At 30.0% G+C, this 15,154-nt stretch carries 14 protein-coding genes and 1 pseudogene; 8 read left to right on the top strand and 7 right to left on the bottom strand.

Features of this window, described 5'->3' with window-relative positions; genetic code table 11:
* Positions 1–890 (top strand): site-specific integrase (locus ACMHJ2_RS17360; RefSeq protein ID WP_413514122.1); only part of this gene is annotated, 890 nt, incomplete at its 5' end.
* A gap of 188 nt (positions 891–1,078) precedes the next feature.
* Complete coding sequence (locus tag ACMHJ2_RS17355) at positions 1,079–2,269, top strand: hypothetical protein (protein WP_413514121.1); 1,191 nt, start codon at positions 1,079–1,081, stop codon at positions 2,267–2,269.
* Between the two features lie 410 nt (positions 2,270–2,679).
* On the opposite strand, the gene ACMHJ2_RS17350 is transcribed toward ACMHJ2_RS17355, so the two are convergent.
* Positions 2,680–2,934: a helix-turn-helix domain-containing protein gene (locus tag ACMHJ2_RS17350; RefSeq protein ID WP_413514120.1), complete on the bottom strand. Its 255-nt coding sequence runs from the start codon at positions 2,932–2,934 to the stop codon at positions 2,680–2,682.
* Between the two features lie 329 nt (positions 2,935–3,263).
* Positions 3,264–4,073 (bottom strand): hypothetical protein, encoded by an 810-nt coding sequence (locus tag ACMHJ2_RS17345; RefSeq protein ID WP_413514119.1) that lies wholly within the window; start codon positions 4,071–4,073, stop codon positions 3,264–3,266.
* A gap of 621 nt (positions 4,074–4,694) precedes the next feature.
* On the opposite strand from ACMHJ2_RS17345, the gene ACMHJ2_RS17340 reads away from it, so the two are divergent.
* On the top strand, positions 4,695–5,165 hold the full coding sequence (locus ACMHJ2_RS17340; RefSeq protein WP_413514118.1) for a JAB domain-containing protein: 471 nt from the start codon (positions 4,695–4,697) through the stop codon (positions 5,163–5,165).
* A 96-nt stretch (positions 5,166–5,261) separates the two neighbouring features.
* Positions 5,262–6,926 (top strand): hypothetical protein, encoded by a 1,665-nt coding sequence (locus tag ACMHJ2_RS17335; protein ID WP_413514117.1) that lies wholly within the window; start codon positions 5,262–5,264, stop codon positions 6,924–6,926.
* A gap of 50 nt (positions 6,927–6,976) precedes the next feature.
* Here the strand turns inward: ACMHJ2_RS17335 and ACMHJ2_RS17330 are convergent, their stop codons facing one another.
* Both ACMHJ2_RS17330 and ACMHJ2_RS17325 read right to left on the bottom strand, forming a co-directional pair.
* Positions 6,977–7,264: a DUF3408 domain-containing protein gene (locus ACMHJ2_RS17330; protein ID WP_413514116.1), complete on the bottom strand. Its 288-nt coding sequence runs from the start codon at positions 7,262–7,264 to the stop codon at positions 6,977–6,979.
* A complete protein-coding gene (locus ACMHJ2_RS17325) occupies positions 7,264–7,365 on the bottom strand; it encodes a DUF3408 domain-containing protein (RefSeq protein WP_413514115.1) in 102 nt (33 codons plus the stop codon). Before ACMHJ2_RS17325 ends, ACMHJ2_RS17330 begins: the two co-directional genes overlap by 1 nt.
* An 852-nt stretch (positions 7,366–8,217) precedes the next feature.
* Between ACMHJ2_RS17325 and ACMHJ2_RS17320 the strand changes: the two genes are divergently transcribed.
* Entirely contained in the window at positions 8,218–9,828 is a 1,611-nt protein-coding gene (locus tag ACMHJ2_RS17320; RefSeq protein ID WP_413514114.1) for a hypothetical protein, read from the top strand.
* 421 nt (positions 9,829–10,249) lie between these two features.
* Here the strand turns inward: ACMHJ2_RS17320 and ACMHJ2_RS17315 are convergent.
* A pseudogene (locus tag ACMHJ2_RS17315) lies at positions 10,250–10,760 on the bottom strand (IS3 family transposase); the annotation flags it as partial.
* A gap of 745 nt (positions 10,761–11,505) precedes the next feature.
* Here ACMHJ2_RS17315 and ACMHJ2_RS17310 point away from each other — a divergent pair.
* From ACMHJ2_RS17310 to ACMHJ2_RS17300, 3 genes are all read left to right on the top strand, one after another.
* Complete coding sequence (locus tag ACMHJ2_RS17310) at positions 11,506–12,114, top strand: DUF6266 family protein (protein ID WP_413514113.1); 609 nt, start codon at positions 11,506–11,508, stop codon at positions 12,112–12,114.
* A 226-nt stretch (positions 12,115–12,340) separates the two neighbouring features.
* Complete coding sequence (locus tag ACMHJ2_RS17305; protein ID WP_413514112.1) at positions 12,341–12,748, top strand: XRE family transcriptional regulator; 408 nt, start codon at positions 12,341–12,343, stop codon at positions 12,746–12,748.
* 60 nt (positions 12,749–12,808) lie between these two features.
* Positions 12,809–13,207, top strand: coding sequence for an XRE family transcriptional regulator (locus ACMHJ2_RS17300; RefSeq protein WP_413514111.1), 399 nt, complete (start codon positions 12,809–12,811; stop codon positions 13,205–13,207).
* Positions 13,208–13,280: 73 nt separating this feature from the next.
* On the opposite strand, the gene ACMHJ2_RS17295 is transcribed toward ACMHJ2_RS17300, so the two are convergent.
* The gene (locus ACMHJ2_RS17295) at positions 13,281–13,823 is read right to left on the bottom strand and encodes a hypothetical protein (RefSeq protein WP_413514110.1); all 543 of its coding nucleotides are present in this window, start codon (positions 13,821–13,823) and stop codon (positions 13,281–13,283) included.
* A 305-nt stretch (positions 13,824–14,128) separates the two neighbouring features.
* Complete coding sequence (locus ACMHJ2_RS17290) at positions 14,129–14,353, bottom strand: IS3 family transposase (protein WP_413514109.1); 225 nt, start codon at positions 14,351–14,353, stop codon at positions 14,129–14,131.
* Positions 14,354–15,154 lie beyond the last annotated feature (801 nt).

Genomic DNA, 15,154 nt, shown 5'->3' with positions numbered 1-15,154 from the left:
AGTTTATTAAAAAGGTTTACAATAAAGATGATATTGAGTTCAAAGAACTTGATCATGAGTTTATCCTTGAATATGAACACTATTTAAAGACCGTTAGAGCATGTTCTAACAATACGGCTATAAAGTATATCTCAAACTTTAAGAAGATTGTTTTAAGAGCGGTTGCAAAAGGAATTATTCCTTCTAATCCTTTTGCACAATACAAGCCTAAGAAGACTAAGCTTAATAAAAAGCCTTTGAGTAAACAGGAGCTTTCTATTTTAGAGAAAAAAGAGATTAATAATGAAAGACTATCTATTGTAAGAGATGTGTTTGTTTTTCAATGTTATACTGGTCTTGCCTACATTGATGTATTTAAAATTCAGAAAAGTGATATTACTAAAGACATAGAAGGTAATTTATGGATAAGAACTAATAGACAAAAAACGGATGCTAATATTACTATTCCTCTACTTCCTAAAGCTATTGAGATAATGGATAAGTATAAAGACCATCCTGATTGTATTGGAAAAGATGTAGTTCTTCCCGTTCGTTCTAATCAAAAGATGAATGCCTATCTAAAGGAGATTTCTTCACTATGTGAAATTAGTGAGTTAAATACTCATAAAGCAAGAAGAACTTTTGGTAGTACTGTAACTCTTGGCAATGGGGTACCTATTCATGTGGTAAAAGAGATGTTAGGTCATCACTCTGTTAAACAAACAGAGGAATACGCTCTAACTGAAGAGGAAGCTATCAAGAGTGAAATGCAGATTTTAAAAGGCAAGTTAGAAGGACAAGCTACTAAGAGAACTGCAGAGTATAAGAGTTTAGTTGAAAAGCTTGAGTCACTAGATCTTAATCAAGAAAAACTAACTCAGTTAATAGATATTGTAACTAAGTTAGTTTAATAGTAATTACTCCCTCGTACAATCTAAGCTTTTATGCAATAATTCAACTGTACTACGCATGTCAGGGTGATACGAGGGAGTATGTTTTTTTGAAACTAAAAGATTAAAGATGATGATAGCTTCGATATAATTATTAATTTTTATCTTTCTGAGATAAAGCAATAAATATCTTTAAAACACATATATTTATGAGAACTGATATTTCCAAGTACTTATTTCATGGTATTAGAAAACCTAATCTAAAACATTATCCTACTCAAGATGAAGTCCCCCAGTTTCCTCTAATTGATGATGATGAATTTGTAAGTGAATTTGATATTTTAAAAAATATAATTGAAGAAGGAGCTATAAGGTCCAGTCTTTCCTATAGAAATGGAATCCCTACTGTTTATGGAAATCAGCCAGTTGTATGTTTCACAGAAATGCCTTTGTTCAATATTATCCAATATGAAAAAGAACACAAGAAAAACCCTAAGATTTCAACTTATGGAATAGCTGTATTAAAAGAAGATTTATTTAATATAGGAGGAAGGCCTGTAATATCAGGGCTATCGGTAGAAGTCTCTAAACAAATTAGTGGTCAACGCATATTAGATGAATCAATTCTACCATTAAATGAACAATACAGATATGTCTATTTGAATTTGAATTCTAATGCTAAGACCATTGATTGGACTCATGAAAGAGAATGGAGAGTAAAAGTAAATACTGAATTAATAATAACAAATTCTTTATATGATGTCTATTATGAAATAAATGGATTGAATGTATTTGATTTAGATTCTTTTAAAGAATGTGTAATTACAGTTAAAACATCTGTAGAAGCAGAAGAAATAAGTGAGATTGTAGAACATCAATTAGATAGATTTAGAAGTTATGGTTCACATGATTTTTCCACAAAAATCAAATTTCTCGTTTTAGACGAAGCTATTAAAACTATGCAATCAGATATAGAATGTACAAGTATTGAAAATTTACCTCAGTCTGCATTTTATACATATAAATATGATGGATTGAGTAGAGAGGAAGAGATGAGAGTAATAAATGTAATTGAAGAATGTAAAAATAATGCGAAGATTTATGCTGAGGAATTTATAAAGGATAATACTGATATCTTAATAGAAAATGTTGAATTCAAAGATATCTGTGGATATGCATACATACAAAGTTATGATATGAGAAATAAGTATGTTCGATTTTTAGTTAAGCAAGAGTACATGTATGCTAATCAGGATCGTGGCTATACATTTGATAATTTAGACCTCGAAATTCCTTTTTTACAAGGGTTAATCTATCATGAGTTTATTGCAAAAAAACAATGTGAATTTCTGAATAAAAAAATAGAGAATTTATTTTCGGTTTATAGTATATATGATTAAAAACAAAATCTTTATAATCACTTGGCTTTAATTAAAGCCAATATACAAAACTAACTTAGTTATAGTATTCACTATAACTAAGTTAGTTTAATAGTAATCACTCCCTTGTACAATCATAGGCTTTTATGCAATAATTCAACTGTACTACGCATGTCAGGGTGATACGAGGGAGTATATTTTATATAACCCAATTCTTGGAGTTCTTTTAAGTATTTATGATATGTTGGTAAGGTATTGATATGAGCGTATTTCATCAGTTTACGCCTGCTTATTCTAATTAGTTTGCATTTTTTTTGTAAAAATGCAAACTGAATAATCCCGAGAAGTAAAGCAAAATGCCAAACATTAAGTCTAGCATCATTTTTAAGCTTTACTATATAACGAAGTAGTTTAGTTGAGATGCTCATATACTACTCATTAAAAAGGTTTTCAATATCAGCTCTATTATAATAATAGGAGCCAAGTATTTTTCGATATCTAAGCTTTCCACTAATGCGAAGTGTTTGTAGTGAAGCTGCTGAAATACTAAGTAATTGCCTTGCGACTTTTGTCCTTAGCCATTCAAATGAAGTCTCATTTGATTTCTGACTAAAGAATTCTTTTAATTCTGTAATGATTATTTGACTAAACAGCCTTAAATCTTCTTTTGTGATTTGATTGTCCATAATAGTTGTTTTTAGGTTAAACGACTAAGGTATATGGAGATCCATGGAGAATAGGATTGTTGGAATAGAGTAGGAGAGTTTGGCCTTAAAGGAAATATCTCAGCAACTGTTTAGATTACTGAGATATCTTGTTCTTACAAAACTATTTTCTAATTTGTATTAGGTTTGTATATTCCAAAACCATCTTCTATTTCTATATACTGAAGCCCTTTATCTCGTAATACAACATCATTTTCTATGGGATAAAAAGTTTCTAAGCGATAATATTTAGTATTACCTAAATCTTTTACTTGTTTTGTTTTTTCTTTAATCCAGATAGCATTTATGGATTACCCCTTTTTATAAAAAACGGACTCTATAGATTCAGTTTCTAGTAATTTACTGTCTTCTATGGTTTTAAAGATTTCTTTTACTTGTTTTGGAAAAAACATGAAATCAATATCTTCGGAGTGATAAGTCTTATTTTTATTTTGTTTAATGATTTGTGAAAAATGTCTATTTAATATATGTACTAAACTATAATTTGTACTTTCAATGGTTTCACCATTGAAAGTAAATTGTAAATCTTGAGGAGATAGTTTTTCTAACATAAGTAAAATTGTAGTATAGATATATTTTGATTGAAGTAGTAAATTTCTTTTATGAAAAGTATAATTATCTTTTTCACGTTTAAAAAACATAAAACCTTTATTTTTCTCGATTTGTTTTAATTCTGATCTTATCTCTTTTGAAACCTCTTGTAATAATTCGTTTGGATGATTTGTTACTTCTATAGTTTTCTGCCATTGATTAGCTGTTTTCTCTAGAAATAATAGGTCTTTTTTTATCTCGTATTGTGATGGAGGGTAAATTTTTCCATTACGTACTTTTTCATATCTTCCATTTCCACTGAGATCATGAAAATAAGAATGATAGATCATTTTAAATTTATAGTTATGACAACAAGGGCAATCTGTAATATTTCCATCATTTAATAATGAAAGTTTTAAGCCCAAACATAAAAAATCCTTTTCATGTTCAGAAAGAGAAGTAGACTGATTACATTTAAACAATAAATCTTCGAACATTCTTCTTGTTCTTATTTGTTCGTTTTCTGAGTTGTTTTTTAATTCTAAATCATCAATATTATAATGTAACATATTAATAAATAGTTAGGTAGTGCTTATCTTTTTTATTTGATTGTATAGTTCTTTTTTAAATTTGAGCAAAGGCGAACTTCCAATAAGTTGTTTTTACTAAATTAGTAAGTATACATTAATAATCTAATTTTGGAATGTTTTACTAGATAATTTTTAAACTTTACTAAATCATTAAATTTATCTTCTACTCTTCATAAAACTAACTATTAATTATCGAATCTAAAAAAACACAAAAAAACAAATGTAAAACACTATATATGATTGCTTTAAGTAAAAAAAGTCTTTCTATGCGAATAGAAATAGTTAGTTAACAACTTACTTTCATTACAGATTTATAAGGTATTCAAGAAATCTGATGAAGCGATTGAGAATTACTATGGCGAGTGTTCTACCCTTTTTCTTTTACAGATAGAATTTTAGAAATAATTTATATGACTAAGTTTTGTATAGTTTTATTTTTTAATATAAGAATTGCACAAAGTTAGGCAATGCCTAGCGGTTCGCTAGCAAGAAATTCTCCCATAAATGCTTGACTAAAGTTTTCGCTTTATTGCGTTGCTTCTTGCGCTCGCTAAGCCATTACCAGTTGTGACTCCATAATTAATTTAAAAATTTAATATTATGGAAACTACAGTTTTAAACACAGAATGGCTTATCGCATCAGAAGTAGAATTGATTTACAAATCAAAAATCAAGGCTTCACAGAGACCTCAGATTACATCTTCTTACAGTGCATATCAAATAGCATTAAAAGCTTGGGATAGTAATAAGATTGAATTATTAGAACAGTTTAAAGTTCTTATGCTTTCAAACAATAACAAAGTACTTGGAGTATTAGAAGCTTCCTCAGGAGGAATAACAGGTACAATAGTAGATTTAAGAATCATCTTCTCAGCTCTTTTAAAAGCGAATGCTACAGCATTTTTGATTGTACATAATCATCCATCAGGGAAATTAGCTCCGAGTGATGCTGATAGACAAATTACAAGAAAGATTAAAGAAGCAAGTAAAACACTTGATATTACTCTTTTAGGTCATTTAATTATAACAGCAGAGAGTTACTACTCTTTTGCAGATGAAGGCATCTTATAAGGTGCCTTTGTTATTTAATTTATCCTATCTATTTTAGATCATATTTTTATTTAAGTAATCTTTTATCTAAATTAGAATATTAACCAATATTAAGATATGAAAGAATTAGGAGTAGTATATGAATATAATGAAGTATTTGCATCACAAATACCAACTGATGATTTTCTTTTTTTAAGAAGGTATTCCACAAAGAATATTCTAATTAAAATTTCTAATATCAATATTATCATTAATAATTATAGAACTACAGAAGCTAATCACAAGATTTTTGAACAGGTTTTATTTGGTAATCTAGCATTAGTGAGAAAGCTTATTCCCGATTATGACTATAGACTAACTATTGGGACTTTTTTTGCTTCCCAGCATATATCAGAGTTACTTAAAAGTATATTAAGTAACTACAGAGAAACACAAGAAGAAGATATTCCATATCATGAGTTTGCACTTGATCTATTTAAAACAATTCTTATTTTTAACAAAAAATACAATAATAAATTAGAAGCAGAAAGTAACTTAAATAGTTTCGAAGGTTTATTTGCTTTAAGTGTACTACAGCAAGGTTATATAAGATCCACCAAACCAATAGTATCTTTTATCAAATTTGCACTGATATGTAGGTTTCTTAGTATTAATCCTCTTTTAAAAAATGAAACAATTGATTTATGTAAAAAATACGAAATTGGATCACCATGGAATATCTGTAAATATTTATTTGATTTATGCTATCAATCAGATAAAGACAATTTAATCTTTGTTTTGAATAAGAATAGTATTCCTGTAAATTTTCTGAAAGATTGGTATCTGTGTAATAATTTCCTTTCTAAACAAAAAGAGATAACTTTAAACTTTACTATTATTCCAAGACCTTTATTTGAAATTAGTGAAGAAGAGGTAGTAATACTTGATTTTGATTATTTTCAGTATACTATTAATCAAGGTTTCTTTTATAGATTTTTTGGTTATAATGAAAAACCTAAAGAATGGAATAATTTTCAGTCATACATAGGAAAAGTTTATTTTGAAGAATTTTTATGTAAAACGTTATTAGAAAAAACTTTTCAACATCAAAATCAGTTAATATATAGTGATACAAAATATCAAGACTTTCTTGTTAAAACCTCTACAAATGATTTACTTGTGATTGAAGTTAAAATGACAAGTATTAATCCTAAAACTTTAGAAGACTTTAATTTCGATAAATATAGAAATGATTTAATAGCCAATTTTCTTTCGCGAAAAGAACTACAAGGTAAAAGCAAAGGTGTATACCAAATAGTAAATCAAATCAAACAATTAAAAGATCCTAGTAATCAGAAAGAAATAACGGATATACTAAATATTAAAGAAGTAAAAAGATTAAATATCTATCCTATCATACTTACGGATGATGTAAATTATAATATTTTAGGTACAAATAATTTTATTAATGAACAATCAGTTAATGCGTTTTCAGAATTTAAAAATGATTTTCAGTCTATTAAACCTGTTTTAATTCTGAATATAAGCACATTGATTGAGTTTTACGGACATTTTAGCTCTAGTAAAGCTTGTTTTACAGATTTAGTAAAAAGTTATTTTAAGGAAATAGGAAATCAGAAAAGGCAATATGAACTCAATAAAAGTTCTTTTAGGTATTATAAATCGATGCAGTCTTTCGATAATTACTTGCAAAGAAAATTGAAAAGTGAAACTATTATTGAAGATTTTGATATTTTCAATAATAGTTTTAGTGAAGAATTAAGCTTTATTGATTTTTCATAGTTGAAAAGAACTACTATTCTTTTTGTGACAGTATATTAAGTGGTAAATAACTAAAAGATAGGTTTATTCTTTTCATTGAAACTCGTTGTTATTTGCTGTTCAAACTCATTGAAATGATGCTCTAATAGATTATTTAGATAAGTATAGACAGATACCTTATTTTCACCTATTACTTGAACTATACGGGTTAACTTCTTATGGAACTCAGGTCGAATATAAATCGTTTTGCCATCTTTTGCTTTAGAAGATACTTCTTTTAAAAAAGTATCTACATAATTCTCTATACTTTTAGTAGTCTGCACTTGAGTAGATTTTCCTAAGTGATTATTTTTTTTCATTATAAAATAGGTTTGAATTTGTCATTAAAATACTGAGTAATCTCAGAGCTATACTGCTGTAGATGTTGCTTTAAAATATTGTCTAAATAAGAGTAAACCAAATCAGGATTATTTTCAATGCGTTTAAGCTCATCTTCTATAATAGACTCAATATCTTGTTTAAACTGTTTGTAATTGGCTTGAATGGACTGATGTAAAGTATCATTTCCATTAGCATCTGTAAATGAAGTTATCTGTTGGTATCTTTTGGTAGGTATTCATTTCCTTCCTTCCTTCCTTCCTTCCTTCCTTTTTCATTATCAACTACTATCTCGGAGTGAAATACCTTTTGCTCTCTACGCGCATCAAAATTATCAGACACTGCCCTTGCAAACATTCTGTTGCTTACAGTCCAACCAATCATCTTGCGGTCATCTCAATTTGTACAACACTTTTTAATTATGTTGTGCTATATATAAGGAAATCTTATGAAATATTTAAAACTTAACTATTTCATTTTCAAAGTATTTTAAATAAAAGTATTAAAAAGACAGGTTAGCGTACCACTCACCAATACACTTTCATACTAGTTGTACGATTTTCAGTTCTAGATGGATTTTTTTAAAGACAACAGGAATGATTATGATACTGCTTCCATTTTTATTTTTATTGCAATCCAATTTTCTTTTTAGCTTAAACATAAAAATCCTTTTTAATAAAAAATTATAGAATTGATAGTTAAATTAAGTTTGTTTTTTAACTAATTGGCTTGTTAAAGAAGTAAGTAATATATACAAAGCAGGTACTTTTTATTTTTTATTTTTAAGAGTTGATTGTTTATTATGTGGGCTATTAAATATTAGGCTTTTTTTAATAATATATATTTAAAATAAAAAAATAAGTTAATTAATATATTTTTATAATTAAAAAAAAATAATTATGTTTACAAAACAACATATTAAAGTTAAATAATTATGAAAAAAATAGCTTTTATACCTATTGTAATTTTGTTCGCTATAGGATGTTCCAGCGATAATGAAAGTTCAGTCTATTCAAAAAAAGATACTTCCGAAAATTTTCAATTACAAAATGGTTTAAGGTCTCTTGGAAATTTTGATTGGGAAAATGAGACTGAAATAACATTACCTGGTGGGAATAAACGAACTCTTCCTTGGATATCAGGAGCTAATACAGCAATACCTAATTACATAACAGATGATTATCAAAGAGATAAAGGTTGGGAATTAATATACAACTTAACCGAAAACGTAAATGATTTGGGTAATAATTATCTGATTTTTTATAATAAATTCACCGGTATATTACGTGTTTTTTATTATTTAAATGAAACTGTAACATTAGGGAATAATGGTTATTGGGGATTGAAAGTTACGGGAAATAATGCCTTGCTTAATAATTCTAATTATTTTGCCTACCCAATAAACCATAAAATAAACAATCCTCTATATGTTAGTTCTAACATAGTTAATGAATCTCTTTTAGGTAATAATAAACTTATCACTAGAGGCTGGAATGTATTTGAAACAGAATTTACCTATACCGATGAAAGTATAGAAAATGTAAAGATGTCAATATCTAGTTACAATGAAAATATATCCAATGTAATGTTAGAGGGAAATGTTGATTTAAACTCAGAAGGAACCATAATAACAGCATCAACAACTAATCCCTTTCAAACCGCTGCAAATAATGTAGCAAAAGGAGCAGGTAATGCTGCAACGAAATATATAAAAGACAATATTACCAATGGTGTTATTAAAATGGGTGCAGGAGTAATTGGAGGAGGCGTTACTGCTATAGTTTCCAAAGGGATAAATTTAATATTTGGTTCATTTATAGGTAAAAAAGAACGCACAAGTACAACTACTCAAAAGATTGAGTTTAAAACACATGGAAAAGTAACAATGAATGGTTCTATTACTAGTTCCAATGGTAACAATATTTTACCTGTTGCTAACTTGCCTATTCCAACCGGAAACACAATAAGTAATTCAGGAATAAGACCATTATACAATCATCCGTTAGGTGTTTGGAATTTGGAGGAATCGCCTAAAATAAATTTATCTGTTTATGCCTTTGGTGATGAAAGTTTAAATGGAGATTTAGTTGACTTTTCTAGAACAGTATCTTTAGACCAAAGCTCAATTAAAGTAAAAATAAACCCTACTGTACTATCAGAAATAGAAAGATATGAAGTGAAAACTAATGTTTTTGTTTATAAAAAATTTCAAAATGAAAACAATTGGAATAATAATGCCACAACAGCTGGCTTCCACGACCATTTAAGTTTTAATGGAACATTGGTGTATAAAGATGCCCAAAATGAAATTTATAGTAATGTTGGAGCTGAAACATATAAAGGTGTAGGTGGGCCACCAGTATCAACAGGTCAAGGTCCATTTAAAACTCCTATTAGACATTTGAAAAAGGGAATTTACGACAATAGATATGTGGTGAAAGTTGAGGTTACTTTGTATCCTAAAGGTAGTTATGACCAAGATCCTATTGTTATCAGTAGATCGTATTTACCAACTTTTGGAGATGTAGGAAAAGTTTTTTTCTGATAAACAGATTCTCATTTTAAAAGAATTTAGTTAACCTTTATAAATAGATCATTTTATCAATTTTAGTGATTTTTGAGGTTGATTGTGTTAAAACAACAGTTATTAGCGGTTCTATATTGAATAGCACTCAAATAAACCCCACTTCGACATAAAGAAGTGGGGTTTTACTATAATTGTAGTTATGGGATAATAAAGTTTGATCATGTTGTTATTGTACAGAACAAAATTAAATATTATTCAATCAAATTAAATTATTTAAGGCTATTTACAATAGGAGTATTGTAATTTAAAAATAGAACAAAATGTATAAAGTAATACCTCCTCAAGGTAGAAAATACTTGAGGTAAGAAATAACTTTCAATACCATCTTTATTAAGCCATACTATTAATTTGGATATGCAAATAAAAACTGCACATTAAGTTAAGCTACATTTCTGTAATTAATTTGATTATTAAATTCTTCAATAGTTGCATAATTCAAAGCGGAATGTCTCCTTTTTCTGTTGTACCAAATTTCAATGTATTCAAAGATTTCCAGTTTCATTTGTTCTTTAGAAATCAGTTTGTTTCCATAAATCAATTCAGTTTTCAGGGATTTAAAAAAGCTTTATTCATCGTTTATATTTGTTTTAGTATTCATGATGTGCTTCGCAGTTCCGCTACCGCATTGTCCCAGCAATTTCCTTTGCGACTCATACTGCGGGTTATTTTTTATAAGAATCAAGAACATTTACAAACTTTTTGCTCGCATATTGGACACCTCTATCGGAATGAAAAATCAAACCTTCTTCAATATTTCGGTTTTTAACCGCCATTTTCCAAGCTCCAAGCGTAGTTTCATCCGTACTCATTCCGTCGCTCAAACTCCAGCCTATAATTTTTCTGTCGTACAAATCCATAATAGTTGTAAGGTATATAAATCCTTCTTTGGTTTTGTAGGCTTCCCCATTTTAGGACACCTCTAAATTCGATAAATAATTCTTATTATGTTCAGATTTGATGAAGAATTTAAATTCTTCATCAAATCTAGGCTTATATTCCTTAGGAGATTTATTCCCTAATAACTACAAGAAGCTAATTACAAAGGCTGTAGAATAATAGTTAAACCTCAAAAGATGTACTTGCTCGGGTGGATTCCACTTAAACGCTGAAGAAGTGTTAGCTGGGTTATGGGTTATGAGAAATGGGTTATGGGTTATGGGTTATGAGTGAACCCTGAATGTTCAAGCACAGCAGTCAATCACAAAAATGCATAAAAAGCAAAAAAGCAACAAGCAATTCCAACTTTTCTTTTAGTCTTGTTTTAGTTTTGTTTTGGAAAATCACGGCAAACCCTTGTAAACACAGGGCTGAGTAGAAGAAGAGTAAAACAAGAGTAAAACAAACTCAAAACTACTCGAGATAAAAGATTGAATATCAGTTTGTTGATTTTTCACTTTAGACAAAAAAATACTATTTTTTCTACTTTTGTCTTTTTTTTGACTATTTACGTCTATTTATTCTCCTTTTTGTCGATTTTCGACGTTTTTCGTTAGTTGGAGTTTCAGGTGTAAAATAGCTTTTATAGTTTTGAGAAACATTTACCCTACAAGCTGGCTGTAGTAGTGAAAGCAAGAAGGAAGTTTAACTAGAAAATAAAAAATCAGCACAGAAATTAAACAGGGAATTTTAGGAGGCGTGAGTGGAAAAATCGGTACGGTGGTCGGTGCAACTTGGAGAGGGAAAAACATTATTCGCACTTTACCTCGCAAAAGCAGTAAGCGAGCTACGGGGCTTCAGCTCAATCAACGCAGTAAGTTTAGGTTGATATCCAATTTTTTGCGCCAGTTAAATCCCTTGCTGAATCGTTATTTTGGATCAAAACAAGGGCTTAAATCAAGAGTAAATTTAGCTTTATCCTACCACTTAAACGAAGCAACCGACCAGTTGGACGAGCAAGAACAAGAATTTGTTGTAGTGATGGAAAAGGTAATCGTGAGCAAGGGAATTTTCCCTTCGATCGTGATGGAAACGGTAAAAATTGAAAATGAAAATCTTACGCTATCCTGGGTGAATTATGCCGGAGGAACTTTAGCCAAAGATAGTGATCTGCTTACCGTTGTTGTATTCAATAAACACAATCAACAGATGCAGATCTTTGAGAAGGTCGCCTTGCGAAAGGCTAGACAATTTACAAGTCAGTTACCACTTGGCTTTGATGCTGCAAATTGTGTTATTTGGTTCTTCTTAACCAATGAAATTGATACGGCATGTAGTACGAGTATGCTTGCTGTTTTGAGTGAATAGGTAGTGAGTAGGTAATGAGGCAACTGAGGAGAAACGAAGCGAAGATGGAGTAAGCAAGGTTTGCCTTTCATTGAATCGTGCATGTAATTGCTTTTAAATGGGTGAATAGTAAACGTATAATATCCTCTAGGGTAGACTAGTTTAGCGGATAATTTACTAACTTTACGATTCAATCTTTTTAATCAAAAGCGTTAGCTTTGAGCTAGCACAAACTCAATGTTGAATTATGGAAAACAAAATACACCAAGGAAGAAATGTAAAGCGTTTTAGGGAAATGCTCGGAATCAAACAAGAGGTCTTGGCTTTTGATTTAGGAGAGGATTGGAACCAAAAGAAAATTTCTTTGCTAGAACAAAAAGCAGTGATCGAATCCGTGCTCTTACAGCAAATTTCGAAAGTATTGCAAATTCCCGTAGAAGCAATTGAGAATTTTGATGAACAACAAGCGATTAATATTATTTCAAGTACTTTTAATGATACTCAAGGATTGATAAATTATAACCCAGTATTTAATAATAATCCAATTGATAAGATTGTACAACTTCATGAGGAAAAGATTGCTCTCTATGAGCGCATGCTGAAAGAAAAAGAAGAAATGATGCAGCGCTTAGAAAAGTGGACACAAGACAAATAATAATCAATCTTTTTAATCAAAAGCGTTAGCTTTGAGCTAGCACAAACTCAATGTTGAATTATGGAAAACAAAATACACCAAGGAAGAAATGTAAAGCGCTTTAGAGAAATGCTCGGAATCAAACAAGAGGTCTTGGCTTTTGATTTAGGAGAGGATTGGAACCAAAAGAAAATTTCTTTGCTAGAACAAAAAGCGGTGATCGAACCCGTGCTCTTACAGCAAATTTCGAAAGTATTGCAAATTCCCGTAGAAGCGATTGAGAATTTTGATGAACAGCAAGCGATTAATATTATTTCGAGCACATTTAATGATCATGCAGTAGGAGTAATAATGAATAATAATAATCCGATTGATAAATTAATTCAACTTCATGAAGATAAGATTGCCCTTTATGAGCGCATGCTGAAAGAAAAAGAAGAAATGATGCAGCGCTTAGAAAAGTGGACACAAGACAAATAATACAACTTGTAACTTGCAAGTGACTATAAAAAGGTAACGCATTTTCTCCAGATGTGTTACCTTTTTTGTTGTTTTAATTGAGTAAGCCTACAGGGGAAATGCGCTTGTGTAGCACTTCTGCGGCTTCTATTACCAAGAGATAGTGAATAGGGGATACGTTGTGACGGGTTGAGCTGATTTTTGTGTCAGGGTCTAGTGTTGCAAGTATCAAATCAAAAAATGCTTGACTCATTTGTTCTAAAGAAAAGGTGCGAAACAGCTGTTGAAAGACTAAATAGGGGTTTTTGCCTTCTTTTTTACTTAGATACACAAGTTTTGGTTTGGCCATCAACTGAGGGGGTTGGGCTAGGTTTTGCTGATAGACCTTGGGATTGCAGTAAATCTGATATGCAGCTCTGAATAGGGATTGCATCACACTGGCATCCCATATTAAAGTAGATATAGCTGTATTGGGATAGGTAAGTGTTGTTTGGGCATACTGCTGGTAGGCAAGCAATGCGGTTTGATAATAGGCGCTATCGGCTTGCTCAAAACAGGAGCAAAGCAAGGCATAGGGGCATCCAATATGCGATGGATTCCAGTAATGCGACTCTAAAGAAAGGGTTGTTTTTTTCATCTTCGAGGGTTTTTAATTGATAATGAGTAAGGTACTTCGAAGTAAAGGGATAATCTATTCAGAAAAGGGATAAAGTAGGGGGTATTTCAGTTCGATTTGTGCCACTGATTCCGACGTACTTGTGCCAGAGTTATTGGTCACACTGTGTTCTTTATCTCTACTCATTTTATTCGGGTGTTGAATTAGATTTGTTTGGTTTTTTGGGTCAAAGACTTTTACTATCAAGCGTGATATTTATCTTGATTTATGGATTTTGTTGCAAGTATAGAGCTCATTGGATATCCTAATGAAATCCGAACTATTAGTTAAGCAGCTTTATTAATATTTATTGTTTGATTAAACTCGTTGATTGTCTGGTAGTTTAAGGAGGAGTGTCTACGTTTTTTAGTATACATTTCTAGATATTCAAAAACTTTAGCTTTCATTTGTTTTGTACTCAATATTAACTTTCCATAAATCATCTCCACTTTTAGGGATTTAAAGAAGCATTCCGCTACGGCATTATCCCAACAATTTGCTTTTCTACTCATACTTCTATTGGCCTTATAAGACGCTAAATAGTTAGCACATTTGTAATTTGCATTCCTTGGTCAGACTGAAAGATTAACCCTTTTTTAAAAGATCTATTCCTTTTAGCCCTTTTAAAGGCTTCCAAGGTGGTGTTTTCTGTTGTCATATCTTTGTTTAAGCTCCATCCAATCACCTTTCCATCGAATAAATCTAGTACTGTAGTTAGAAATAAACCTCTCTTTAACAACAATATAAGTAATGTCAGACACCCAAGCTTTCTCTGGTTCACTCTGTTAAGCAAACTGAAGGTATACTTTAACAGAAGAGGGCATAACTCGACTTTTTTTTTAGTTTTTGTTCTTTTTTATTTGCAAAATCCAAAAAATAGAAATCCGAAATGTTTAAAATCCAAATATTTCTGATTATACGCATTTTGGGATTATTTTATTATTGAGGATAGCGTCATTTGTGTATTTTCTAAAATATAGATTTTCTCATACTCTAAAATGATTGTATGCGAATAATTAGCAATTTAATGGGATTTCATTATTTCTATTATTAAGTGTAAAAAAATAGTGTATGTTTTGTTTTTTATTATATTTTGCGTTTTTTTATTTAAAATAAATCATATTATGTAGGTATTGTTGATTTACTTTAACTTTGTTTTTTATAAATTAATCTTATAGAATAAAAAAAAAGTAAGTATTATGAATAGAATTTTACTAAGTATTTGTTTAATAGGTTTAGGATCTATAAGTATGCAAGCGCAAGAATTGGGATTTAGTATTGGAGGGCATGTTCCCAATCCTGGAGCCGTTTTA

This window comes from Myroides odoratus, assembly GCF_965118575.1.
In the GTDB taxonomy this organism is placed as follows: Bacteria; Bacteroidota; Bacteroidia; order Flavobacteriales; family Flavobacteriaceae; genus Flavobacterium; species Flavobacterium odoratum_B.
This window is presented reverse-complemented; position numbering and strand designations above follow the sequence as displayed.

Bases quoted from the DNA above. Each gene is read 5' to 3' on its own strand.
- ACMHJ2_RS17355 (WP_413514121.1), top strand. From the start codon at position 1,079: ATGAGAACTGATATTTCCAAGTACTTATTTCATGGTATTAGAAAACCT.
- ACMHJ2_RS17350 (WP_413514120.1), bottom strand. From the start codon at position 2,934: ATGGACAATCAAATCACAAAAGAAGATTTAAGGCTGTTTAGTCAAATA.
- ACMHJ2_RS17345 (WP_413514119.1), bottom strand. From the start codon at position 4,073: ATGTTACATTATAATATTGATGATTTAGAATTAAAAAACAACTCAGAA.
- ACMHJ2_RS17340 (WP_413514118.1), top strand. From the start codon at position 4,695: ATGGAAACTACAGTTTTAAACACAGAATGGCTTATCGCATCAGAAGTA.
- ACMHJ2_RS17335 (WP_413514117.1), top strand. From the start codon at position 5,262: ATGAAAGAATTAGGAGTAGTATATGAATATAATGAAGTATTTGCATCA.
- ACMHJ2_RS17330 (WP_413514116.1), bottom strand. From the start codon at position 7,264: ATGAAAAAAAATAATCACTTAGGAAAATCTACTCAAGTGCAGACTACT.
- ACMHJ2_RS17320 (WP_413514114.1), top strand. From the start codon at position 8,218: ATGAAAAAAATAGCTTTTATACCTATTGTAATTTTGTTCGCTATAGGA.
- ACMHJ2_RS17305 (WP_413514112.1), top strand. From the start codon at position 12,341: ATGGAAAACAAAATACACCAAGGAAGAAATGTAAAGCGTTTTAGGGAA.
- ACMHJ2_RS17300 (WP_413514111.1), top strand. From the start codon at position 12,809: ATGGAAAACAAAATACACCAAGGAAGAAATGTAAAGCGCTTTAGAGAA.
- ACMHJ2_RS17295 (WP_413514110.1), bottom strand. From the start codon at position 13,823: ATGAAAAAAACAACCCTTTCTTTAGAGTCGCATTACTGGAATCCATCG.
- ACMHJ2_RS17290 (WP_413514109.1), bottom strand. From the start codon at position 14,353: ATGAGTAGAAAAGCAAATTGTTGGGATAATGCCGTAGCGGAATGCTTC.